The organism is Kutzneria sp. CA-103260 (genome assembly GCF_018263855.1).
In the GTDB taxonomy this organism is placed as follows: Bacteria; Actinomycetota; Actinomycetes; order Mycobacteriales; family Pseudonocardiaceae; genus Kutzneria.
In genome coordinates this window covers 10,478,383-10,502,887 of sequence record NZ_CP073318.1, presented here as the reverse complement: position 1 = coordinate 10,502,887, position 24,505 = coordinate 10,478,383, and the positions used below count along the sequence as shown (strand labels likewise).

Annotated in this window: 16 protein-coding genes; 2 read left to right on the top strand and 14 right to left on the bottom strand. The window is 71.3% G+C overall.

Features of this window, described 5'->3' with window-relative positions:
- The first annotated feature begins 3 nt into the window (after nt 1-3).
- Nucleotides 4-1,719, top strand: a complete 1,716-nt coding sequence (locus JJ691_RS47185; RefSeq protein ID WP_211765888.1) for a hypothetical protein — start codon at nt 4-6, stop codon at nt 1,717-1,719.
- Here the strand turns inward: JJ691_RS47185 and JJ691_RS47180 are convergent.
- Nucleotides 1,712-3,643, bottom strand: a complete 1,932-nt coding sequence (locus JJ691_RS47180) for a tetratricopeptide repeat protein (RefSeq protein WP_211765887.1) — start codon at nt 3,641-3,643, stop codon at nt 1,712-1,714. The two genes, JJ691_RS47185 and JJ691_RS47180, sit on opposite strands and share 8 nt — an antisense overlap.
- An 89-nt stretch (nt 3,644-3,732) precedes the next feature.
- Between JJ691_RS47180 and JJ691_RS47175 the strand changes: the two genes are divergently transcribed.
- Nucleotides 3,733-4,752: a quinone-dependent dihydroorotate dehydrogenase gene (locus JJ691_RS47175; protein WP_211765886.1), complete on the top strand. Its 1,020-nt coding sequence runs from the start codon at nt 3,733-3,735 to the stop codon at nt 4,750-4,752.
- Between the two features lie 137 nt (nt 4,753-4,889).
- On the opposite strand, the gene JJ691_RS47170 is transcribed toward JJ691_RS47175, so the two are convergent.
- The 13 genes from JJ691_RS47170 to JJ691_RS47110 form a co-directional block, all read right to left on the bottom strand.
- Nucleotides 4,890-6,881 carry a S53 family peptidase gene (locus JJ691_RS47170; RefSeq protein WP_211765885.1) on the bottom strand — a complete coding sequence of 664 codons (1,992 nt, stop codon included), beginning with the start codon at nt 6,879-6,881 and terminating at the stop codon, nt 4,890-4,892.
- A gap of 174 nt (nt 6,882-7,055) precedes the next feature.
- On the bottom strand, nt 7,056-8,315 hold the full coding sequence (locus JJ691_RS47165; RefSeq protein ID WP_211765884.1) for a uracil-xanthine permease family protein: 1,260 nt from the start codon (nt 8,313-8,315) through the stop codon (nt 7,056-7,058).
- A 395-nt stretch (nt 8,316-8,710) separates the two neighbouring features.
- Entirely contained in the window at nt 8,711-9,532 is an 822-nt protein-coding gene (gene pspM, locus JJ691_RS47160; protein WP_211765883.1) for a phage shock envelope stress response protein PspM, read from the bottom strand.
- A gap of 24 nt (nt 9,533-9,556) precedes the next feature.
- On the bottom strand, nt 9,557-10,387 hold the full coding sequence (locus JJ691_RS47155; protein WP_211765882.1) for a PspA/IM30 family protein: 831 nt from the start codon (nt 10,385-10,387) through the stop codon (nt 9,557-9,559).
- A gap of 127 nt (nt 10,388-10,514) precedes the next feature.
- Nucleotides 10,515-11,090, bottom strand: coding sequence for a hypothetical protein (locus JJ691_RS47150; RefSeq protein ID WP_211765881.1), 576 nt, complete (start codon nt 11,088-11,090; stop codon nt 10,515-10,517).
- Between the two features lie 40 nt (nt 11,091-11,130).
- Nucleotides 11,131-11,559, bottom strand: a complete 429-nt coding sequence (locus JJ691_RS47145) for a helix-turn-helix domain-containing protein (RefSeq protein ID WP_211765880.1) — start codon at nt 11,557-11,559, stop codon at nt 11,131-11,133.
- Nucleotides 11,560-11,854: 295 nt separating this feature from the next.
- A complete protein-coding gene (locus tag JJ691_RS47140; protein ID WP_249227482.1) occupies nt 11,855-12,313 on the bottom strand; it encodes a CinA family protein in 459 nt (152 codons plus the stop codon).
- Nucleotides 12,310-12,927, bottom strand: a complete 618-nt coding sequence (gene pgsA, locus JJ691_RS47135; protein ID WP_211765879.1) for a CDP-diacylglycerol--glycerol-3-phosphate 3-phosphatidyltransferase — start codon at nt 12,925-12,927, stop codon at nt 12,310-12,312. The genes JJ691_RS47140 and pgsA overlap by 4 nt, the downstream gene beginning before the upstream one ends.
- Nucleotides 12,924-14,345 (bottom strand): 30S ribosomal protein S12 methylthiotransferase RimO, encoded by a 1,422-nt coding sequence (gene rimO, locus JJ691_RS47130; protein ID WP_211765878.1) that lies wholly within the window; start codon nt 14,343-14,345, stop codon nt 12,924-12,926. The genes pgsA and rimO overlap by 4 nt, the downstream gene beginning before the upstream one ends.
- 31 nt (nt 14,346-14,376) lie before the next feature.
- Nucleotides 14,377-14,874: an RloB family protein gene (locus tag JJ691_RS47125; protein WP_249228357.1), complete on the bottom strand. Its 498-nt coding sequence runs from the start codon at nt 14,872-14,874 to the stop codon at nt 14,377-14,379.
- 52 nt (nt 14,875-14,926) lie between these two features.
- Complete coding sequence (locus JJ691_RS47120; protein WP_211765876.1) at nt 14,927-16,171, bottom strand: AAA family ATPase; 1,245 nt, start codon at nt 16,169-16,171, stop codon at nt 14,927-14,929.
- A 196-nt stretch (nt 16,172-16,367) separates the two neighbouring features.
- Nucleotides 16,368-19,538, bottom strand: coding sequence for a S8 family serine peptidase (locus tag JJ691_RS47115; RefSeq protein ID WP_249227481.1), 3,171 nt, complete (start codon nt 19,536-19,538; stop codon nt 16,368-16,370).
- Between the two features lie 142 nt (nt 19,539-19,680).
- On the bottom strand, nt 19,681-24,414 hold the full coding sequence (locus JJ691_RS47110) for an AAA family ATPase (protein ID WP_249227480.1): 4,734 nt from the start codon (nt 24,412-24,414) through the stop codon (nt 19,681-19,683).
- Between the last annotated feature and the right edge of the window lie 91 nt (nt 24,415-24,505).

Here is a 24,505-nt window from a genome sequence, read left to right as displayed (position 1 = left end):
GACGTGGTCGAACCACCCTGGGTGCGGGTGCCCGTCGGCCCGCACGCGCCGACCTGGCGCACCGTGGCCGCCCAACGCCAGGTGCTGGCCGTCGTGCACAACGTCACGGCGCTGACCCGGCTGCTGGACGTGCTCGCGGTGTTCGAGGCGGATCCACGGGTGCAGGTGGTGTTCACCTGGACGCGGTCCTCGCCGTTCATCGACGGCGTGCCGGCGGCGATCGCCGCTGTGGGCGGCGTTTTCGTGCCGTGGGAACAGGCCGTGCAGCTGCCGTTCGATCTCGCGATCTCCGCCAGCCAGGGCGGTGACCTGCACGAACTGCTGGCCCCATTGGTCATCGTCGGCCACGGAACTGGCTACAATAAATACTCGCCCCGAAAAGCGAAAAGCGAAAAGCGAAAAGCGAAAAGCGACTCGCGACGTGCGGGGGCGACCGCCGGGCCGGGCGAAGTGCGGTCGACGGGAGACAAGAACTCGATCGGGCCGAGCAGCGGGGGCGAGACGTCGACCGGGCTGGACGCCGAGCGATGGCCGCGAGCCTCGTTCGGCCTGGGCGCGGAGCAGTTGCTGCGGGACGGCGAGCCCATCGCCGAGGCGTTCGTGCTCACCCACGACGAGCAGCTGGCCCGGCTCGCCCGATCCTGCCCGCCGGCGGTGGAAAACGCCGTGGTGGCCGGGGATCCGTGCTTCGACCGACTGCTGGCCAGCCGGCCCTGGCGGGCGGCCTACCGGGCGGCCCTCGGCGTCGGTGACGGCCAGCGGCTGGTCGTGATCAGCTCGACCTGGGGCGTCAACTCGCTGTTCGGGGCCCGGCCGGAGCTGTTCTCCCGGATCGTCGCGGAGCTCCCGGTCGACTCGCACCGGGTGGTCGCCGTGCTGCACCCGAACATCTGGCACGGCCACGGCGCCTGGCAGGTCCGCAGCTGGCTGGCGGAGGCGATGCGGTCCGGGTTGATGGTGGTGCCGCCGATGGACGGCTGGCGGGCGGCCCTGGTCGCCGCAGACTGCGTGCTCGGCGACCATGGCTCGACCACGTTCTACGGGGCCGCGCTGGGGATTCCGGTGCTGCTGGGCCAGTTTCCCGAGGATGCCGTCGACCCGTCCTCGCCGGTCGGTCAGCTCGGGGCAGTCGCTCCCGCGCTGGCCGACGACATTCCGGCGGCGGCGCAGGTCGACGCGGCGATCCGGCGGCCGGTGGACTTCGGCGCGGTGACCGAGCTGACCACCTCCCACCCCGGCAAGGCGTTGCTGCGCCTACGATCCGTCTGCTACGACATTCTCGACATCGACGAGCCGGCGCGCGAACCGGCCGTGCTGGCAGTTCCCCCGCCGGCGCCGGTCGAGCCCTATCCCACCGATGGCGCGCTCGTCGTGCAGGCCGTCGTCGAGGGCGACACCGTGCACGTCACTCGGCTGCCCGCGGCCGTCACGCTCGGCACCAAATGGGAGCCCGCCGACTCCCACCTCGTCGCCTTCGAGTCCTCAATGGACACTCACTGGGTCAACCTGGCCGATGTGGTCATCGGTTCCGGCCGGCACCCGGGCGCGCGGGTCGTCGCCGAGATCGACGGAACCGCCTGCGTAGCCGACGTTCGCGACGCCGGCACGGTCCGCCTGACCGGCCCGGACCCGACGGTGCTGGCCTCGGCCGCGTACGCCTGGCACCTCGCCGGCCGCCCCCTGTCGGAGCTGGCCGCGGCGCGGGTGACCGTCAGCTGAGGTCGTCGACCCGTTGCCGGGCAACGGGTTCGCGCGGATGCTCCAACACGTGCAGGATGGCGTGCGCCTTCCGGGCCTCGGCCAGCGCCGCTTCCCGGTCGCCCAACTGCTCGTGGGCCTGGCTGAGCAGGCCGCGGACAACGGCCTCCTGGAACATCCGGCGCCTCGCCACCATCACCTGGAGCGCACGTTCGAGCTCGGCGGCGGCTCTGGCCGGCTCGCCGGTCCGCAGGAACGTCTCGCCGATGCTGGTCAGCACCCGGGCCTCGTTGTACTGATCGCCCACGCCCTGCATGTGCTTCAGCGCCTCGCCGAGACCGGCGAACGCCTCGTCGTAGCGGCCCAGCGCGGACAGGAAGCGGGCCCGATGGTGGCCGAGCAGCGCCCGCTGCTGGTCCTGGGAGGCCAGCGGAATCGCCCGTTCGACGCAGTCCAGCGCCGCCGCGAACTCGCCGAGACTGTAGTGCGCCAACGCCAGCGACTCCAGGTCGGTGGCCAGTCCCTGGTGGTGGTCGGCCGGCTCCACCGCGACCGCCGCGGCGAACTCCTCCCTGGCAGTGGCGAAATCGTCCAGCTCGTAGTGGCGGAACCCGAGCTGGCAATGCATCCGCGCCTCGGCCCGGGGATCCTCCCGCCGCCGCGCCGCCCGGACCGCGACCTCGTTGACGGTCTTCCAGTCGGTGTACAGTTTGCGGCCGAAGTGCAGGCCCCACAACGCTTCCGCCAGCGCCAGCACCGCATCGTCCATTTCGGACTCGTACGCCGCGGTCACCACCTGCACGAAGTTGGCGCGGTCCGGCTCCAGCAGGTCCATCGCCTCGGCCTCGTCGCCCGCGAAGGCCGGCACGTCCCGGTACCGCTCGCTCAGCCGCCACCGCCGTGGCGAGATCACCTTGTCCGCGGCGATCGCCCGATCCACGTACCACCACACCATGGCTTGCAGCGCTTCCAACTGCTCGGCCGCACTGTCGGTGCGGTGCAGCTGCTGCAGGGCGTGCCCGAGGGCGAGCGGGTTGAACGAGTAGCGGTCGCCGTGCGCGGCCCGCAGCAGGTTCGCGTCCTCCAACGTGTCAAGCAGGTCCTCGCCGTCGGGATCCAGCGCCCCGGCCAGCTCGCCGGCGAAGTCGGCGCCGGGATGCATGGCCAGCAGCCGGTACAGACGCGCCGCCGCGGGCGGCAGACTCTGGTACGACACTTCGAAGATCGCCCTGCCTTCCCTGGCCAACAGCTTGAGCACAGCACTGCCATCCGACAGTTTGCGCTCCGCCTGGCGTTCCGTCAGCCGGTTGTCGGCGATCACCCGGCCGAGCACCGACAGTGCCTCCGGCAGCCGGCCGCACACCTTGATCAGCTTCGCGTTGCGCACCCCCAGCAGCTCGTAGGCGTGCTCGTCGTCGAACTCGGCCAGCGGCACTGGCAGCAGGCCGAGGCCGCTCAGCGGCCGGTGGCTGGTGACCACGACCCGGCTCTCGCCGCCGGGCAACAGATTCTCCACCTGCGCGGCGGTCACGGCGTCGTCCAGCAGCAGTCCCACCGGGTTGGCCTCGGTGACCGTGCGGAACAGCCCGACCTTGCCGGTCAGCGTGCGGGGCAGGTTGAAACCCTTGACCCCCAGCAGGATCAGCAGATCCTCCAGCACCAGCTCCGGGTCGGTGGCACCGAGCGTGGCATGCAGCAGGCGGCCCTCCGGGCGGAACAGCAGCCGCCGGGCCAGCCAGGTCTTACCCACACCGGGCGAGCCGTAGAGCACGATCCCCGGGGCGTCGCCGTAATCGCGCACCTGGTCGCGCCGGTCGACCAGCGGCTCCGGCGCGGTAAACATGCGGGGGACCGGCGCTTCCTCGCCCGTGTTCACGTAGAGGTCGCGGCATTGGACGATGTAGTCGGCGCGGCCACTGAACTCGTTGTGCACTCCCCCGGTCACGACGATCTAGGCTACTCCGGGCGTCGGCTGCGTCACACCACCGGTGGTCGCTGTCCGTGCACGGCCCGTGACCAGGCACGATAGGGGTCGTGGTGTACAAGCAGCTGGTGCGCAGGACGTTGTTCCGGTTCGGCGGGGGCGACCCCGAAGTGGCCCACGAGCGCACGATGGGCGTGCTGCGGCGGGTCGCCGGGATGCCGCCGGTGCTCTCGGCGCTCCGGGCCCGGTACGGCGTGGTCGCGCCGCGCACGGTGTTCGGCGTGCACTTCCCCAACCCGGTCGGGCTGGCCGCCGGCATGGACAAGGACGGCGTCGCCCTGCCCGCGTGGCCGGCGCTGGGCTTCGGCTTCGTCGAGGTCGGCACGGTCACCCGGCACGCCCAGCCCGGCAACGACCGGCCGCGGCTGTTCCGGCTGCCCGACAGTGAAGCCGTGATCAACCGGATGGGCTTCAACAACCGGGGCGCGCAAGCGCTTGCCGATCGGCTGTCCCGGCTCGGGCCGCTGAGCGTGCCGCTGGGCATCAGCCTCGGCAAGTCCAAGGTCACGCCGGTGGAACGGGCCGTCGAGGACTACCGGCACTCGATGCGGGTGCTCGGCCCGCACGGCGACTACTTCGCCGTGAACATCAGCTCCCCCAACACCCCCGGCCTACGCTCGCTGCAGGACCGGGCCGCGCTCAACGAGCTGCTGGCCGGCGTGCAGGAGGAGAACGAGGGCAACCGGCCGCTGCTGGTCAAGATCGCCCCCGACCTGACCGACAGCGCCATCGGAGAGCTGCTGGAGGTCTGCGGCGAGCACGAGATCAGCGGCGTGATCGCCACCAACACCACCCTCGGCCGCGACGGCCTCGCCCCCGCCGACCAGGCCAAGGCCGCGCAGGCCGGCGGCCTGTCCGGACGCCCCCTGGCCGGCCGGGCGCTGGAGGTGGTTCGCCTGGTGCACAAGGAAACCGGCGGCCGCCTGCCGATCATCGGAGTCGGCGGCATCTTCGACCCCGACTCGGCCCAGCGCATGATCGACGCCGGCGCGGACCTCGTGCAGGTCTACACCGGCTTCATCTACGAGGGCCCCGGCCTGATCCGCCGCATCAACCGCTCCCTGCGCTGAGCTCCCACAGCTGCGTGAAAGGACCATTTCGCACGTTGAACGCGTGGAATGGTCCTTTCCAAACAACAAGGGCTTGACAAACGCGTGTGGCGCCTGCCCCGGGAGAATCGGGCAGGCGCCACACGTGTGTCGAGCTACTAGATCAGGCCCAGGAAGAGCAGGCCGTTGGGCGTGCCCACGCCGGTGACGTTGTCGTAGCCACGGGTGGTCTGGATGGTCTGGCCCGTGTGGTTGAACGAGCGGACCGTGCGGATGAAGCCGTTGGCGTCGTCGATGCCGTTGGCGTAGTCCACGCGGACCTCACCGGCGCCGGTGACCGGCTTGACGTCGCTCACCGCGGGGGTGTGCGCCAGCGCCTTGTACAGCCACGGGTTGATGAACCCGTGCCGGCCGCCGAGCTGGTCGGCGACGGCCATCAGACCGGCCATCAGCGGCGACGCGAGCGACGTGCCGCCGATGCGGTACTCGCTGTACTTCACGGTGCCGTCGGGGAAGGTCTGGTGCAGGCCGATCAGCATGCCGGTGGTCGGGTCGGCGTCCATGGAGATGTCCGGCACGACGCGGCCGCGGTTGTTGCCGGTCTGGTTCTGCTTGGCCAGCGCGTCCGGCACGACACCCTTCTGGTAGTTGGGCTCCGGGAACAGCACCGAGGTGCCGCCGCCCGCGCCGTACAGCCAGGCGCCCGGGGCGGCCGGGCTCCACGCGCCGCTGGTGAGCGTGGACTTGCCGGTGGACCAGCCGGTCTCCAGCGTCTTGCGGCCGTCCTTGCCGATGCCCAGGCTGGTGCCGCCGACGGCGGTCACCCACGGGCTGGAGGCGGAGAAGTCCGCGGACGGGGCCGGCAGGCGGTGGCTCTCGTCACCGTTGTCGCCGGAGGAGAAGTACACGCCGATGCCCTCGGCCGCCGCCTGGATGGCGATGGTCTGGAACGCCTGCACCTCGTCGGCCGGGATGTCCTCGCCGGTGTCGCCGTAGGAGTTGGAGACGATCTGGGCCAGGTTCTTGGCCACGATCGTGTTCAGCGCCTTGTCCAGACCCACGTCGGAGCAGTCGGCACCGCCCACGTAGAGGATCTTCGCGGCCGGGGCCATGGCGTGCACTGCCTCGACGTCCAGGCTCTGCTCGCCGTACCAGCCGGAGGCGTCGCACTGCGAGGGGTCCTCGGAGCCCGGCGTCGGCGGGTAGACGATCTGGCTGTACTGGCCCTTGGTCAGCGGGTGCGACGGGTCGTGCCGCTGGGCGTACTCGGCCGCGTCGGCGTACAGCGTCGGCGAGGCGAAGGCGTCCACGATGGCGACGGTCACGCCGCGGCCGTCGAGGCCGGCGCGGGCGGCCAGGTCGAGCTGGCTGGCCGAGCGCAGCTGGGACGGGGTGTAGCCGCAGACCGCGTACGGCAGCTGCTGGCCGCCGTAGGCCGGGTCGGTGGTGTCGGTCTTCTGGCCGAAGTAGTCCGAGCACGGACCGGCGTTGACGAACGCGGCCGGCGGCGGGGCCACCGCCGGGGACGTCGCCTTCGGCTGGGCGACCGCGTCGGGCGTGGCGTCGCCGGCCGCGCCCACGTGGGACGGCTTGAGCAGCGCGGCGGCCTGGTCGATGTTGATCACGCCGGAGACGTACTGCGCGACCGTGGCCGGAACCGTCAGGTTGCGGTCCTGGGAGCGCAGGGTCTGGCCCTTGACCTTGTACTCGCCCAGGGTGACGCCGAACGCCTTCTGCACCTGGTCGACGGTGCCGGAGGCCTCGACGTAGGCGTTGTTGGCCGGCACCTCGCCGGCGGCGAAGCCGGCCTGGGTCAGCCAGTTGCGCACCGCGGCGACCGCGCCCGCGGTCGGCGCGAAGCGGGAGCGCACCTGGTCGGTGCTGAGGAACTTGCGGTAGGACGGGCTGCTCGGGTCGGACACGGCGTTGGCCGCCGCCTCGAGACCGGCCTGGTCGGCCAGCTTCAGGTAGACCCGGAAGGTCAGCTTGCTCGCCGTGTCGGCGTCGCCGACCTTGGCGTTCGGGCTGGCCCAGGTCGGGTGCGAGTCCGGGATGGCGGACTGGCCGGCCGCGGCGGCGGACGGCACGAGGCTGGCCATGCCAGCCCCGGTCATCGCCAGCGCGAGCAGCAGCGCAGGTGTTCTTCGCACGAATTCGGCCCCTTCTGAAGTCCCCGCGACAAACAGTCACGGAGGTAGATTTCAGCCCCCGACAGGGAATGGGTCCCGCAGCCCTCCCCCTCGGGTAGCAGGAAGGCTAACCCTGAGCAGAAGCTGAGGAAACAGGGAGATTTTCAATGTGATCGGTGTTTTTAACAGAACCGATCACACTTGGCGACGGGCCGTGTGCAGCGTTCGGAGCAGGGGATGCCCGACCACGATGAGCAGTGAGCCCCAGGCGATGCCACCCAACGCGACGCCGCCGATCGGCACGGTGAGGTTGCCGACCCCGGCCACCAGCGCCGCCCCCGCGATCATCAGATTGACCGGGTTGAGCAGGTCGACACGATTGTCCAGCCAGATCCGCACACCGACCAAGGCGATCAGTCCGTACAGCAGCAACATCGCGCCGCCGAGAACTCCGGTCGGCATCGTGTTGAGCAGCGTGCCGAATTTCGGGCAGAAAGACAGCCCGATCGCGCACACCGCGGCCACCGCGTAGGCGGCGGTCGAGTAGACCCTGGTGGCGGTCATCACGCCGATGTTCTCGGCGTAGGTCGTGGTGCCGGAGCCGCCGCCGACGCCGGCCAGCGCGGTGGACAGTCCGTTGGCGATCAGCGCGTCGCCGACGTTGCCGTCCAGGTTGCGGCCGGTCACCGCGGCGACCGCCTTGACGTGGCCGACGTTCTCCGCGACCAGCACCACCACGACCGGCAGCACGGTGAGCACCACGTTGGGACGCAGCTCCGGCGCGGTCAGCTGGGGGAAGCCGAACCAGGCGGCGTTGGCGAGAGCGTCGAGGCGGTCCGAGTCGATGCCGCCGAACAGCGCCGCGGCCAGCCAGCCGGAGAGCATGCCGACCAGCACCGAGGCCCGGGACAGCAGGCCGCGGCCGAGCACCCCGCAGAGCAGGATGACCGCCAGCGTGAACACCGCCAGCCCGGGCTGGCTCTGGAAGTTGTGGGTGGCCGTCGGGGCCAGGTTGAGCCCGATCAGCATCACCACCGCGCCGGTGACCACCGGCGGCATCAGCGACTCCAGCAGCCGCACGCCCAGCGCCTTGACCGCGATGCCCACGAACACCAGCAGCACGCCGACCGCGAGCACGCCGCCGAGCTGCGCCGGCAGGCCCTCCAGCCGGGAGGCGGCCAGCGGCGAGATGAACGCGAACGAGGAGCCCAGGTAGCTGGGGATCCGGTTGCGGGTGACCAGCAGGAACAGCAGCGTGCCGAGACCGGAGAACAGCAGTGTGGTGGCCACCGGGAAACCGGTGCTGGCCGGGACCAGTACGGTGGCGCCGAACATGGCCGCGACGTGCTGGAGGCCGAACCCGGCGGTCAGCGGCCAGCTCAGCCGCTCCTCGGGGGCCACCACCTCGCCGTCCGTCACACGGCGACCGTCGCCGTGCACGGTCCACAACGCCACGTCCGACCTCCCCGAAAGGTCCGGCTTGCCCAAGGGCCTGGCTGCACTGCCTCGCACGATCCTGCCACGCCGGGTAGCGGTCTCGGCTAGATAACAAAGTGATAATCACACGTTTGCTCGAAGAATCTCCACCGCCCCCCACGCTGCGCCGCCGGATCTGTCACATGGAGTCATAGATCGCGAGATCGTGTCGGCTAAGCGCCCGAACGGCGCAATGGTTCAGCCCCGGTCGGCGGAGCCGGTTCGGGCAGCACGTCCGCCCGAGCGAAGATCAGCCGGGCAGTCGGAGCTGGGCCGACAGGGCAAGCAGGCCCCGCCCGCCGGCTGACGTCATGAAGGGCCCCTTCCTGACGTTGAACGCGAGGAAGGGGCCCTTCATGCGGGAAAGGGGCAGCTCAGGAGAGGCTGTCGGGGCCGGCGAGTTCGCGGAGCGCCGAGGCCAGGCCAGAGAGGCGGTCGCTGGCGTCGAGCAGGGCCTCGTTGGGGGAGGCGGAGCTGCTGGCGATGACGGCCTGGCCGGCGGTGCCGATGAGGGCGACGTAGCCGTCCAAGCCCTCGTTGAGCCGGCGGCTGAGTTCGACGACGCCCTGGTCGAGGGGGCCGCGCTGGGAAAGCGGCGCGATGGAGCGGGCCCGTTCCACGGCCGACAGCTGGGCGGCGACGGCGCGCAGCGCGGTGGCGGCCTCGGTGGCGGACTCCTGGGCGTGGGCCAGCGACTCGGCCGGCAGCGGGGCGAGCCCGCCGGGCCGCGGCGTGCCGAGCTGGACGAGCAGCTCGGCCAGGCTGGCCTCGGCCTCGGCCAGCCGGCGCATGGGCTCCCGGGCGGCGGACCCGGCCGGGGGCAGCCGCACCGGCGGCGGCAGGGCCGCGGGCAGCGGCTGGCGGTGCAGCTCGACCAGCTTGCGCACGGACCCGGTGGTGCAGAACAGGAACGCGGCGGTGACCGCCATCGCGGTGAAGCCGCCGATGGTGCTGAACAGCTCGGCATGCACGGCGTCGACGCCGACCCACGCGCCGGTCAGCACGGTGGCGCCGGACCAGGCGATGGTCGCCTTCTTGGCCCGGCGACGGCGGCGCAGCAGCCGGGCGCGCGGATCGCGCCAGCCGTGCACCTTGTTGCGGACGGTGTCGGCGACCGGGCCGCGCAGCTGTTCGCTCACGGACTGGCCGAGCTTGATCAGCTCGCCCAGGTCGCGCCTGCGCGGTCCGGCCGCCATCGCCCTACTCCCCCGTGTTCAGCCTCAGGACTGCTTCTCCTGCGCGACCCGCTGCGCGATCTCGGCCTGGATGTTGGCCGCCGGGGTGGCGGCCGGCGCGGACGCGCCACTGGTGACCTCGCCGGCCACCGAGCCGCCGCGCAGCGAGGCGCGGATCTGCTCCAGCCGGGCGTTGCCGGCCATCTCGGTGGTGGACGCCTGGACCTCCAGCATGCGGCCCTGCACCGAGTTGCTGGCCAGTTCGGCCGAGCCGAGGGCGGTCGAGTACCGCTTCTCGATCTTGTCCCGGACCTCGTCCAGCGACGGCACGTTGCCGGGGGCGGCCAGCTCGCTCATCTGGTTGAGCGACTTGGACACCTGCTCCTGCATCTTGGCCTGCTCCAGCTGGCTGAGCAGCTTGGTCCGCTCGGCCAGCTTCTGCTGCAGCATCATCGAGTTGCGCTCGACGGCCGTCTTGGCCTGCGAGGCGGCCTGCAGGGCCTGGTCGTGCAGGGTCTTGAGGTCCTCGATGTTCTGCTCGGCGGTGACCAGCTGGGTGGCGAAGGACTGCGCGGCCTGCTCGAACTGGGTCGCCTTGGCCTCGTCGCCCTTGGACCGGGACTCGTCGGCCAGCACCAGCGACTGCCGGGCCGACGCCTGGAGCTTCTCCACCTCGCCCAGCTGCCGGTTCAGCTTCATCTCCAGCTGCCGCTGGTTGCCGATCACCGCGGCGGCCTGCTGGGACAGCGCCTGGTGCTGCTTCTGAGCCTCCTCGATGGCCTGTTGGATCTGCACCTTCGGATCGGCGTTCTCGTCAATCTTGGCGGAGAACGCCGCCATCAGGTACTTCCAAGCCTTCACGAAAGGGTTGGCCATCTCCTCCGCCTGCCTTCTGCTAACTCCTGGATGTGCGAGAACGCCGCGACCAGGCCAACGAGCCGGTGGCGGTGCGGGTTCCATCGTGTCAGGTGAGCTGGGCCGCTACCACCGACACCACCGAATATCAGGGTCGCCCCTGAGCGGTAATGTCCGGCAGTCGAGCCGCCAGCACCCGCACCTCGGCCAGGTTGGCCCGCAGTTCGACCAGCTCAACGCCCGGAACCGGGCCGACGACGTGCTGCGAATCACGAACTCGTTCCAACCCGGTGACGCACGCGTGCATGCGCGTCGTCAGGGCGTCCCTGGTCGCCCTGAGTCGCTCCACGGTAGCCAGCCGATCACACACCGCGCGGTGGGCGGCGCTCAGCTCCGAGCCGCCGCCCGCGTCGGCGGCCAGCCTGGTGGCCAACTGGTCTCGGGTCCGGCGCAGCCGAGAGGCGCGCAGCGCCGCCAGTGCGCGGCTGATCGTCTCGACCTCGGCCGCGGCGGCGCGCAGCTCGGCCAGCACGTCCTCGGCGTCGTCGCGGCACGGGCGGCCGCTCAGCTCGCCGACCGCGAGTTCGGCGCGGTCCACCCAGACGACGTCGTGCGGGCGCTCCCGGATCGGCGGGCCCGTCCGGGCGACGGGCCTGCGCCTGGTCAGCACCAGCAACGATCCGGCGGCGATGGCCAGCAGCACGAGCACCGCCAGCAACGCCACCAGCTCGAACTCGTCCAGGGTGGAGCGCCTCCTCCCGTTCCTAGGCGGCGACCACGACCTCTCCCCGCGGCGGGGTGAGGGTGGGCAGCCGGTGCGTGAGCGCCGGCTGGAGCCGGATGTCGCTGAGCTGGTCGCCGACCGACTCGCCGAGCAGCCGGCCGCCCTCGTAGGGGGCGCCCGCCGTCTCGCGCGGCTTGGCGGCGTCCTGCGCGGTGGGCGCGTTCGCGACCGCGGCCAGCGCGCTCATGTCGGAGGCGACTGTGTGCAGCAGATCGGCCATGGGCAGGTCCAGTGCGTCGCAGATGGCCGCCAGCAACTCGCTGGAGGCTTCCTTGCGGCCGCGTTCCACCTCGGACAGGTAGCCCAGGCTGACCCGTGCGGAGCGGGACACCTCACGCAGCGTGCGGTGTTGAGTGGTGCGAGTGTGGCGAAGCCGATCACCGATCGCCTCGCGAAGCAGCACTGTCATCGCGCGCCTCCTTCCAGCCGGGCCCGTACCGACCACGTTACCCAGACGGCACCCCCGGTGGCACCGACTTCTCGCCTCGTACGCCCAAGGCGAACGAGTGAATCAACCCGGATGTTCCCTGGCGCCCGGTGACCAGGCAAGATCCCCGGCAGGGCGTTGACCTGGGCTTGAGCCGCTCCAGGACAGCATCCTCCCGATCTTGGAACGCGTCACGGGGGCCACGGGTTCACCACCCCATCGAGCGGCTTGCCACACTTTGAGACAGCCGATCCGGGCACGTTTGGCTACCCGCGGTTCACCCCAGGCGGTGACGAAGCAGCTCCAGCACCGCGGTCACGCTGCCCTCGCGGACCTGATTCCGGCTCCCGGTCAGGGCCAGCCGGCGCACCTCGACCCCGGGCGGGCCGGCCACCGCCACGTACACCGTGCCGGGGGCGACGCCGTCCTGCGGGTCCGGGCCGGCGACGCCGGTCAGGCCCAGGCCCCAGGTCGCCGCGCAGCGCTCCCGCGCCCCGGCGGCGAGCTGGGCGGCGACGTCCGGGTGCACCGCCCCGTGCTCGGCCAGCAGTCCCCCGTCGACGCCGGCGAGCTTGGCCTTCAGTTCGGTCGCGTACACGATCAGGCCGCCCCGCAGCACCGCGCTCGCCCCCGGCACCGAGGCCAGCTCGGCGGCCACCAGGCCGGCCGTCAGCGACTCCGCCGTCGCCACCGTCTGCCGCAACTCGCGCAGCCGGGCCACCAGGTCCGCCGTCACGGCGCTCCCGCGACCGAGCGGCGGGCCACGGCGCGCAGCCGGAAGGCCCTGACCACGTAGTCCACGCCGGTCACCACGGTGAGCAGCACCGCGACGCCCATCGTCACCCAGCGCACGAACAGCAGCCACGGCGGCAGCGGCAGCAGGTAGAAGCCGATCGCCACGATCTGCATCAGCGTCTTGGCCTTGCCGCCGCGGCTGGCCGGGATGACGCCGTGCCGGATCACCCAGAACCTCAGCAGAGTCACGCCCAGCTCGCGGACCGCGATCACGATCGTCACCCACCACGGCAGGTCGCCCAGGATGGACAGCCCGACCAGGGCGGAGCCGGTCAGCGCCTTGTCGGCGATCGGGTCGGCGATCTTGCCGAAGTCGGTGACCAGGCCGCGCTTGCGGGCCAGGTCGCCGTCGATCCGGTCGGTGATCGAGGCGATCACGAACAGGCCGAACGCGACCATCCGCCACAGCAGGTCCACGCCGCCGCCGGTGAACAGCGCCAGCAGGAAGAACGGCACGATGACCAGCCGCGACACCGTCAACACGTTGGCGATGTTGAGCAGCGGCACGGCTCTGGGCTCGTCGGCGCTGTGCTCGCCGGCCGTGGGTGAGCTCATCGTGGCAGCACTTCGATCGGACGAACGATGAGGTCCACCCCCTCGCTGTCGATGACCTCGGCCCGCACCAGGTCGCCGACCTTCAGGCCTTCGGCCTCGACGACCACGCACTCGCCGTCGACCTCGGGCGCCTGGTGGGCGGCCCGGCCGACGCAGTCGCTGTCCTCATCTTCCTCGTGCTCGACGAGCACCACCACCTGCTGGCCGATCCGGTCCTCGGCCCGCTGGGTGGTCAGCTCCTCGACCAGCGCCGAGAACCGGGCCACCCGCTCCGCGACGGTGTCCGCGTCCAGCTTGCCGTCCAGGGTGAGGGCCTCGGTGCCGTCCTCGTCGGAGTAGCCGAACACGCCCACCGCGTCCAGCCGGCCCTCGGTCAGGAAGCGCTCCAGCTCCTTGAGGTCGTCCTCGGTCTCGCCGGGGAAGCCCACGATCACGTTGGTGCGGATGCCGGCGGTGGGGCTCAGCTCCCGGATCTGCTCGATCAGCGCCAGGAACGAGTCGGTGGAGCCGAAGCGGCGCATCCGGCGCAGCACCGCCTCGCTGGAGTGCTGGAAGGACAGGTCGAAGTAGTCCGCGACGCCCGGTGTCGTCGCGATCGCCTTGACCAGGCCCGGGCGGGTCTCGGCCGGCTGCAGGTAGGAGACCCGGACCCGGTCGATGCCCGGCACCTGCGCCAGCTGCGGGATCAGCGTCTCCAGCGCCCGGACGTCGCCCAGGTCCTTGCCGTACGAGGTCGAGTTCTCGCTCACCAGGAACAGCTCGCGGACGCCCTGCGTGGCCAGCCAGGCCGCCTCGCCCAGGATGTCCTCCGCGCTACGGGAGACGAAGGCGCCGCGGAAGCTCGGGATCGCGCAGAACGAGCAGCGCCGGTCGCAGCCCGAGGCGATCTTCAGCGGGGCCACCGGGGCGTTGTCCAGGCGGGTGCGTAGCACCTGCGGGCCCCAGGCCGTGCCGTGGCCGGGCAGCGCCACCTCGGGGGCCTTCTGCGGCCGCTGCACAGGGCTGATCGGCAGCAGCGTGCGGCGGTCCACCGGCTTGTGCGAGTCCAGCTTGCGGCCGGCCAGCACGTCGTCCAGCCGCTCACCCAGGTTCGGGTAGTGGTCGAAGCCCAGCACCGCGTCGGCCTCCGGCAGGCTCTCGGCCAGCTCCGCGCCGTAGCGCTCGGCCAGGCAGCCCACCGCCACCACCTTCGCCCCGGAATCCGAGGCCGCCAGCAGCGTGTCCACCGAGTCCTTCTTGGCCGACTCCACGAACCCGCACGTGTTCACCAGCACGACGTCCGCGCCGCCCTCGTCCGGGTCGACCAGCTGCCAGCCGTCGGCCGTCAGCCGCCCGGCCATCTCCTCGGAGTCGACCTCATTGCGGGCACAACCGAGGGTGAGCAGGGCGACACGGCGGGACGTGGAGGGGGAAGACACGTGCTTCAGGGTATCCGCCCGCGGCCGTGCTTCAGCCCGGGAGGACCTGCCGGACCAGTTTCCACACTCCTGTGGACGGGTTCCGACCATGATCCCGCCCACTCGGATCCAGCCGCTCCGCCCGCTCGACCGCGACGGCCACCCCCGGCTTGTACTGCGCGAAGTCGACACGAGACTTGTCATAGCCCGGAACGTGTTTGATCAACTTCGGTAGCAGTTGCTTGTAGCTCGAGCAGACGCCGCGGTGATCGGTGAAGTGAAGCAGCAGCCACAGTTCGAAGCACGGGTTGGACACCACCAGCCGCACCCCCAGCTCGTCCGCCAGCCGGGCGGCCTTCGCGATGTCGAACTCGTCCGCGTCCACGACGCACCACATCTCGTCGTAGTCGCTGCCGATGCGTTTGGCATGCCGGACGAGTTGGTCGGGCGCGACACCTTTGGCGATCACCGTCACCCGGACCGCCGAATTCCGTCGAGACCTCCTCAGCCCGTCGAAATAGTCCAGCTCGGTCCGGGTGCCACCGCACATGATCAGGATCTGACGGCGCTGCTGAGGCGTGGTGTTGCCGTCCCTGGCTGTGTCACGACGCACGGCGGCTCGGCGCTGCGTCGGCGAACTGCCACTCGTTCAGCTCCGGCACGCCGTCGTAGCTGCCGAAGAGGTAGCGCCGTTGCGTGTTCTCCCCCTTGCGCGGGCGGAAGGCCGACAGCGCGGAGAGCCGGCTCACCCCGTCGACTCCCTTCTCCACGAACCACACCTGATCGCGCCGGAGCACTTCCTCTCCGGGCTCGACACCGAGCATCGCCGTGCCGAGCAGCGTGGCGTCGTGCGTGATCAGCACGAGCTGCGCCCGACGGGAATTCGTCGCCGGCTTCTGGAACAGCCGGATCACCTGGGCCGTCAGCAGCGGGTGCAGGTTGGTGTCGATCTCATCCAGCACCAGGGTCCGCCCCTCGTCCAGCGCTTCGAGCACGGCGGGGATCAACAGCACCCAGTCCCTCGTCCCGCCCGCCTGCTCGTCGAACGAGAGCGCCCTGGAACCGCCCGAATGCGTGAACCACAGCTCCTCGCTGATCGGCAGGGCCGGGCCGCCTTCCCGCACGAGGGCGTCTCTCAGCAACGCCTCGGCTCGGGACCGGGGTGCCACCTCGACGCCGACGATGCCCATGTCCGCGTGGCGAACCAGGTCCACCAGACGATCTCGCTCGTCCGACTGAAGCACCCGGGCCACCCGGTCGAGGTCCTGCCGCCGCACACCTCGGGACCGGAAGGCCAGCTTCTCCGTCAGGAACCGGTGGACCGGCAGCACCTGGCCCACGTTGGACTGCGCGGCGACGCTCAGGAAGAGCGCGTTCGGCCGCACCAGCGCCTTGAGCACGTCCAGCTTTCCCCGCAGGTCGCCGACCGTGCTGCCGACCTTGATGCCGCCGGCCTCGCGCTCGAAGACGACCCGCTTGCGCTTCTCCGGATAGCTGTGGAGCCATTCCTCCCGCACGACCCGGTCGTCCACGACGAATCCGTACGTGTGGCGCACGCCCTCGGCGATGAACTCCGCGACGAAGCCCGACGGCTGTTCGGCCGCTTCCGGCGTGAGCTTGAACGGCTGGCGCGGCACGCCGCCGTCCGGCGACCAGCGGCCGAACGAGTCGCGCACCGCGGACGCCATGAACTCCAGCGCGCCGAACAGATTGGACTTGCCGGACGCGTTCGCGCCGTAGACCGCCGCCACGGGGACCGCCGGCTCGTCCCCGTAGACCGGCGTCAGCGCCAACTCCTGCTCGTCCCGGATCGACCGGTGGTTGAGCACCCGAAAGCTCCGAAGCACCTCTGACACCTCCCTGAAGAAATCTTCAGGCTCTTTCATGCAGAAAATCCGCGCGATGTGGCTCGAAGCTTAGCAGAGGCGCGGGTCAGGGCTCCTTTGATTTGTCGCCGGCGCCGGGCGCCTCGGAAATGTCGACATCTCGACACAGCAGTGGCGGGCCCCGACCGGGGCCCGCCACTGGGGAACAACGCCGCGGTCAGCTGACCGACTGGACGATCACCGAGGAGCGGCCGACGACGGTGCCGTCGGCGAGGACCAGGGTGAGCTCGCCGCGGAGCACACGGCCGGGGCCGGGCTGGGCGCCGGCGGTGACGGCGCCGGAGACGGTCCACGAGCTGCCGGACGGGCGGGCGGCGTTGGCGTCGGTGACGGTCACGCTGCCCAGCGACGGGGCGAGATAGGTGTCGCTGTAGTCGTAGGCGGTGGTGCCGGCCGGCACGTCGTAGCCGTCGATCTCCACGCGCCAGTGGCCCGCGGCGGGGTTGGCGATGGTGACCTGCTCCTCGGCGGTGGAGCCGCCGCTGGTGCCGGCCTGCACGCAGGGTCCGCCGGTGCAGTCGTAGACGACCATGTCGAGGTCGGCGCCGCGATCGGCGGGGTTGCCGATCTTGGCGGTGAACGAGGTGGCCCCGGCCGGCACGGTCACGTCGAACGTCTGGGCGGCGCCCTTGGCGATGGTCGGCCGGGTCACGGCCGAACTGCCCAGCGGCCCGCCGGCCAGCCGGCCGGTGATGGCGGCGAGCTGGTTGGACACGCTGTAGCTACGGGCCACCGGGCTGCCCAGCGGAGCCGAGGCGATGGTGTCGGTCTCGGGGCTGATCTTGGTGCCGATCAGCGAGGTGGTCAGCGTGAACGGGATGGTCGCGGCGTCGGAGGTGCGCCGCGCCTCGACGGCGATCTCCCACACGCCCGGCATCGGGTTGACGACCGTGCGGCTGGTCGCCGAGCCACCGGCGCATCCGGCGCCGGCGTCGGGCAGGTAGCAGTTGGTGGAGGTGTTGGAGTCCAGCGGAACACCGGTCGGGTCGTTGCGCAGGAACCGGATCTGCCCGGTGCTCGCGCCCAGGTCGACCTTGAGCGCGGACGCGCCGGCCGGCACCCGGACGAACACGCTGGAGCTCTCGTTGCGGCTGGCGCTGCCCTTGTGGCTCAGCGAATAACCGTTGGCGGCGGTGAAGTCCTTGACCGCGACCACGGTGTTCATGGTGAGCAGAGTGGTGCCGGCGACGCGGAGCAGCGCGGAGTGCACGCCATCGCCCTTCGGATCGACCTTCACGTCGAAGGTCACCGGCTTGTTCAGCGGCAACACCACGGATCCGGCGGAGCGGAAGGTGCCGTCGTTGCCGGTCCACTGCACGTCGTAGCGGGTGTTCCGGTTGGGGCCGGAGGTCCGGGTCAGCGTGTAGGTCCGGGTGTAGGACTTGCCGCTGGTCACGCCCTCGCGGTCGTAGATGCCGACGCCCTGGCCCGGCGTCTTGAGCTGGCCGGCGAGCACGGTGTTCACCGGCACGCTCGCGGTCACCGACACCGGCGAGACGTTGTCCTGCAAGCGGTGGAAGGCTGCGGAGACGTCCATCAGGCCCGCGCCCTGCTCGTACGCGCCGACACCGGGCACGAACTTCGCCGTGGACTTGATCGCCTCACGCAGCGCGGCGACCGGCGGCCGCTGCCCGTGGTGAGTCGCCTTGTACGCGCTGATCAGCAGGGCCGCCGCGCCGGTGGCCTGCGGGGACGCCATCGAGGTGCCGTTGAACATGGCGTACCCGCTGGGCAGCGGGTAGGTGCCGGCGACCGGGCCGCCAGGCTGCCAGCCGGGGATGGTGGAGATCGCCGAGCCGGGGGCGACGATGTCCGGCTTGAAGCCGCCGTCCTCACGCGGGCCGCGCGAGGAGAACGGGTGCAGGCCCTGCTTGGCCGCCGTGACCGAGCCGTAGTTGGACAGCCAGGTGGCATCGGTGATGTACGAGCCGACGCTGATGGCGTCGGTGGCCACTGACGGGTCGCCGACGGTGTTGGCCCCGGCGCCGCTGTTGCCGGCGGAGATGAACAGCTGCACGTTGTACTGCGCGATGGTCCGGTTGTAGAGGTCGGCGCGGGCGTTGTTGCCGTCGTTGAGGGCCGGCAGGCCGCCGATGGAGATGTTGATCGTGTCGGCGCCGTTGCGGGCGGCGTAGAGCAGCCCGTCGACCAGGCCGCTGGCGGTGCAGGAAGCCGAGGTCAGGCACACCTTGACCGCCATCAGCTTGGCGCCGGGGGCCGCGCCGGCCATCTTGCCGCCGAACAGCGAGTTGCCGGCGACGATGCCGGAGACGTGGGTGCCGTGGGCCGCGCCGGCGATGCCGATGTTGACCAGGGCGGTGCCGCCGTTGTCGTAGACCGAGCGGTCGGTCTGCACCACGAAGGGCACCGGGCCCAGGTGGCCGACGTCCTGGTGGACCTTGTAGTCGATCATCGGGGCGTTGTTGGTGAAGTCGCCGTCCCCGTCGGTGTCGACGCGGACCTCCTTGGTGGTGACGTCCTGCAGCACGCCGAAGGAGTCGACCTTGTCGCCGTCCCGGTTGAGGTCGCCGGCCAGCTCGCCGGCGGCCAGGTCGCCGGCGGTCTCGGCCAGCGTGCCGACGGTGTACGGGCCGCCGGTGGCCGGCGCGGTCCAGGTGCGGCCGCCGGCGGTGAACTTGCCGGTGTAGCGGGTCTTGGACATGGCGACCCAGGTGCCGTCGCCGGAGTCGGTGGAGTTCGCGTTGTACCAGTCGACGATCTTGCGCTCGCCCGTCGTGGTCCTGGCCAGCGCCGGGGTGTCCAGGTCGATGCCGGAGTCGAGGACCGCGACGGTGGTGCCACGGCCGTCCCACTGCGGCACCTGCTGCGCGAACTGCGCGGCGCCGGTGTCCCCGGTCGGCATGTACGGGTTGACGCGCGGGGTGTCCTTGCCCGGCGGCTTCTGCGGCAGCGGCGCGCTCGTGCCCTCCGGCTTCGGGTCGTCCTGCTTGATCAGGCCGTCCACGTCCACGGATTTCACGGCGCCGAGCTCGGCTGCCTTCTCGGCCTTGGCCCGCGGCACCTCGACCTTGATGTAGTCCACGTCCTTGGCGGCGGTCTGCACCACGCCGCCCAGGTCGCGCAGCTGCTGGGCCGCCTGGTCGGTGCGGCCGGGCTCGGCGGCGACCACCAGCGTCACGGTCGGCTTGCCGGCCCGCTCGGCCTCGGCGAGCAGCTCGCGGTCGTGCTTGTCCAGCTGTTTGGCCGAGCTCGGCTGGCGGGGGGCGTCCTCGGCGCTGGCAGCAGGGGTGGCCAACGCGAAGGCGCTCGCACCGAGCACGCCGGCCAGCGCGATGGCACCGGCCCGGCGTCTGAGGTGTGCGGTCACGGGGAAGTCCCTTTCCTGGGGAACAAACGCCCCAGAAGCACACCTTTCCTGTCAGACCGTCACAATCGGACATAAAGAGCATCTTCCGCCGATCGTCGTGAACCGGTCGGCCGAATGGTGCCCGTCGTGAGGTGCTTTTGCCTCACCCCGGCAGGTCGACGGCGTGCAGCGTCTGCAACTCCTCGTCCGGCAGGGCGTCAAGATCGACGTCGGGTCCGGCCAGCCGCACGGCCTGGCGGGCGACGGTCCGTTCCAGCAGGCCCCGAGCGGAGCGGCCGTTGGCGAAGCCGACGCCCCGGTCGATGGCGGCGACGGCGGCGGGCAGGGCAGTCCGCAGGTCGTCGGAGAGCAGGTAGCTCTGGCTCTTGGCCATCACCTCGAAGATGCCCACCAGCTCCTCGTCGGTGTAGTCCGGGAAGTCCACGGTGGCGCCGAACCGGGACCGCAGGCCGGAGTTGGCGTCCAGGAAGCGGTCCATGTCGGCGGGATAGCCTGCGGCGATCACCAGCAGGTCGTCGCGGTGGTTCTCCATCTGCACCAGGATCTCGGCGATGGCCTCCGGCCCGTAGTCGTGCTCACTGCCGTTGGCCAGCGTGTACGCCTCGTCGATGAACAGCACGCCGCCGATCGCCTTCTCGCACACGGCCCGGGTCTTGCCGGCGGTCTGCCCGAGGTACTCGGCGATCAGGTCGGGGCGGCCGGTCTCCACCAGGTGCCCGGACGACAGCACGCCGAGCTCACGGAACAGCTGGGCGATCAGCCGGGCCACGGTCGTCTTGGCGGTGCCGGGATTGCCGGTGAAGACCAGGTGCCGGCTGCGGGCCGCGACCTTGAGCCCGGCGGACCGGCGACGAGCGTCGACCCGAGTCTCGGCGACGAGCGTGCGCACCTGTTCCTTCACCGGGGCGAGGCCGATCATGCCGTCCAGCTCGGCCAGCAGCTCGGCCAGGCCGCGCCGCCGGCCGCCGTCGCCCTGCTGCACACCACTGTCCTCGGGCGCGGGCAAGTCGTCGGCCACCAAGGTGTTCAGCGCCGACGGCTCGATGTCGCCGGCCGCGGCCAGCCGCCCGGACTGCTTGGTGATGGTGGCCTCCAGCAGCTGGCGCGCCGACCGGCCGTTGGCGAAGCCGCGCCCGCGCGGGATGCGGGTGATCCGCTGCGGCAGCGCGGCGACGAGGTCCTCGGCCAGCTGGTAGCCCTGGCCCCCGGCCATCGCCGTGAAGATCCGGGCCAGCTCCTCGTTGCTGTAGTCGGGGAACTCGACGCGGTTGGCGAAGCGGGACCGGAGGCCGGGATTGGCCTCCATGAACTCGTCCATCTCCTTGGGGTAGCCGGCGGCGATGACGATCAGGTCGTCGCGGTGGTTCTCCATCTGCACCAACAGCTCCGCGACCGCCTCCGGGGCGAAGTCCTTCTCCCCGTTGGTGATCAGCGTGTACGCCTCGTCGATGAACAGGATGCCGCCCATGGCGCTCTCGCAGACGGCGCGGGTCTTCGGCGCGGTCTGGCCGATGTACTCGGCGACGAGGTCGGAGCGCTGCGTCTCGACGACGTGCCCGCCGCTGACCACCCCGAGCTCCCGGTAGATCTGCGCGATCAGCCGGGCCACGGTCGTCTTGGCGGTGCCGGGATTGCCGGTGAACACCAAGTGGCGGCTGCGTTCCGCGGTTTTCATGCCGGCCGCGCGCCGCTTGCTGTCGATGTCCATCTCGGCGACCATCGCCTTCACCCGCTGCTTCACGGGTTCCAGCCCGATCATGGCGTCCAGTTCGGACAGCAGCTCCGGCAGCGTCTTGCGCCGGCCGCCGCTTCCCTGCGCCACCCCGGCTTCGTCCGGCGCGGGCAGGTCGGCGGCGGTCAGCGCGTTCAGCGTCGCCGCGTCCGCCCGGCCGATTCCGGCCAGCCGCGCCGACTGCTGGGTGAGCGTCGCCTCCAGCAGCTGCCGGGCCGATCGCCCGTTGGCGAAGCCGCGGCCGCGCGGGATGAGGCGGATCCGGTCGGGCAGGGCCGCGACCAGGTCGTCCGCGGTGGTGTAGCCCTGGCCCTGGGCCATCGCCAGGAAGATCCTGGCCAGTTCCTCGTTGCTGTAGTCCGGGAACTCGACCCGGTTGGCGAACCGCGACCGCAGGCCCGGGTTGGTCTCCATGAACCCGTCCATCAGCTTCGGGTAGCCGGCGACGATCACGATCATGTCGGCGCGGTGGTTCTCCATCTGCACCAACAGCTCCGCCACGGCCTCGGCGCCGAAGTCGCCCTGCTCGCCGGTCAGCGTGTACGCCTCGTCGATGAACAGGATGCCGCCCAGCGCGTCCTCGCAGACGGCCCGTGTCTTGGGCGCGGTGGCACCGGTGTGCTCGGCGACCAGATCCGACCGCTGGGCCTCGATCACGTGTCCGGACGTGACCACGCCGAGCTCGCGGTAGATCTCGCCGATCAACCGGGCCACCGTGGTCTTGGCGGTGCCGGGATTTCCGGTGAACACCAGATGCCGGCTGCGGGCCGACACCGGCAGCCCCTGGGCCCGGCGCTGCTTGTCGACGTCCATCTCGGCGACCATCGCGCGGACCCGCCGCTTCACCGGCTCCAGGCCGATCATACCGTCCAATTCGGACAGCAGATCCGGCAGGCTGCGCTGCGCCCCGCCGGCGCCCATGCGCACACCGATGTCGCCGGGCGCCGGAATGTCGTTGGCCACCAACATGTTCAGCGAGGAGACGTCGGAGTTCGGGTCGGCCGCCAGCCGCGCCGACTGCCGGCTGATCGTCGCCTCCAGCAGCTGCCGCGCCGACCGGCCGTTGGCGAAGCCCTTGCCGCGGCTGATCCGGCTCATCCGCACCGGCAGCCCGGCCAACAGGTCCGGCCCCAGCTCGTAGCCCTGGGACTTGGCCATCAGCTGGAAGATCCGGCCCAGTTCCTCGTTGCTGTAGTCGGGGAACTCGATCCGGGTCTGGAACCGCGAGCGCAGGCCCGGGTTGGAGTCCAGGAACGTGCTCATCTCACGCGGGTAGCCGGCGACGATGACGATCAGGTCGTCGCGGTGGTTCTCCATCTGCGCCAGCAGCTCGGCGACCGCCTCGGGGCCGTAGTCCTCGTCGCCGCCCTGCACCAGGTTGTAGGCCTCGTCGATGAACAGCACGCCGCCGTAGGCCTGCTCGATCAGCTTGCGGGTCTTGCCGGACGTCTCGCCGATGTACTCGCCGACCAGATCGGCCCGCATGCACTCGACCAGCTGCCCGCCGGCCAGCACGCCCAGCTCCCGGTACAGCTCGGCGATGACCCGGGCCATCGTGGTCTTGGCGGTGCCGGGATTGCCCGTGAACACCAAGTGCCGGCTGCGCTGTGGGATCGGCATGCCGGCCGCCCGGCGGCGCTCGTCCACCTGCAACTCGGACACGAGGTTGTTGACCTGGCTTTTCACCGAGTCCAGGCCGACCATGGCGTTCAGCTCGTTGAGCAGTTCGGCGGCGGACTTCCGGCCGTCGCCGCTGGCCGCCTGCCGCAGTTCCGCCAGGTCGGCGACGTCGATGCGGACCAGGCCGGGCATGACGCTGCGCATGATCGCGCTCTGACAGGCCGTCTCCAGCAGGGCCTCGACCCGCCGGGCTCCGACCATCGTGCGGTGCGCACGGCCGCCGGTGACCAGATCGGCCAGGCCGGCGCGGGCCTGCGGCGTCATCGACGCCTGCCGTTCCCCGGCCAGCACGTCCAGCAGGACCTCGGCCGCCGACCGCTGCTCGAAGTCCGGCAGGTGGTAGACCAGCGCCCGCTGGGCGACCGCCGGCGCGGCGTCGGTCAGCTGCTTGAGGAAGGCCGGGCTGCCGGCCAGCACCAGGACGGCGCACTCGTCCTGGTCGTGCGCGACCTCCACGATGATGTCGATCATGCTGGCCCGGTCGCCGGCGTCGGCCAGCAGCGCGTCGGCGTTCTCGATCATCAGGACCGGCGTCTTCTGGTACGCCGCGCTGATCGCCGCCCGCACCACCGCTTCGAGTGGTTTCTCCTGCTCCTTGGCCGACAGGATCAGGCTGGCCGCGGTCTTGATCACCGGGTCCGGCTCGCTGATGGCGTCGGTCGCCTTCATGAACGGGGCGAACGAGCGCACCAACCGCCGCTGGCCGCTGTGCTGCTGGCCGACCAGCAGGATGATCGGGTTGGCCTGGCCCGCGGTGTTCTCGGCGTGGCGGATGCCGTCCGCCCACAGGATCACCCGCTTGGCCTTGTCGAAGAAGGCCGCCACCGCCTCGCCGGTGCGCACGAAGTGGCCGCCGCCGTACAGCGCCTCGGCCACCGCGACCGGGCCCTGCTGCTGCGGCAGCGGCGGGGGTCCCTGCTGCGGCAGCGGGGGCGGCGACTGCGGCTGCGCGGGCTGCATCGGCTGCGGGAAGGGCTGCGCGGCCGGCTGCGGGAAGGGCTGTGGCTGCGCGGGGAACTGCTGCGATGGGAACTGTTGGGCCGGGAACGGCTGGGACACCGGCTGCTGCGTCGGAAACGGCTGTGACACCGGGGCCTGGGGGTACTGCGGCTGCGCCGGGAACGGCTGCTGCTGCGGGGTTTCCGGGTAGAGCGAGCCCGGCTGCGGCACCGACTGGGGCGCGGGCTGTTGTGGGAAGGCCTGCTGCGGCATCGGCTGCTGGGGCATGGGCTGCTGGGGCATGGGCTGGCCGCCGGGCAGCTGGGCCGGCCGGGCCGTGGCACGGAAGGCCGGGTCCGGCGGCGGGGCCATCGGCCGCCACTGGCCGACGCCGCGCCACCACAGCCACGGCTGGCCCGGATTGAGCAGCCACCACGCGCCGTCCGGCGTGGTCAGCACCGTCGTGCGCCCCATCGAGGCCCCGCGCTCGGCCTCCGCGAACGGGTCCCAACCCGCGCCGGTCATCGCTCCCCCTCCGCTGACTGGGTCTGCCTGGCAGCTTACGGCGGCCCTCGTTCACCGGGGCGCTGGCGTGCAAGGTGCAACGGATAGGTTT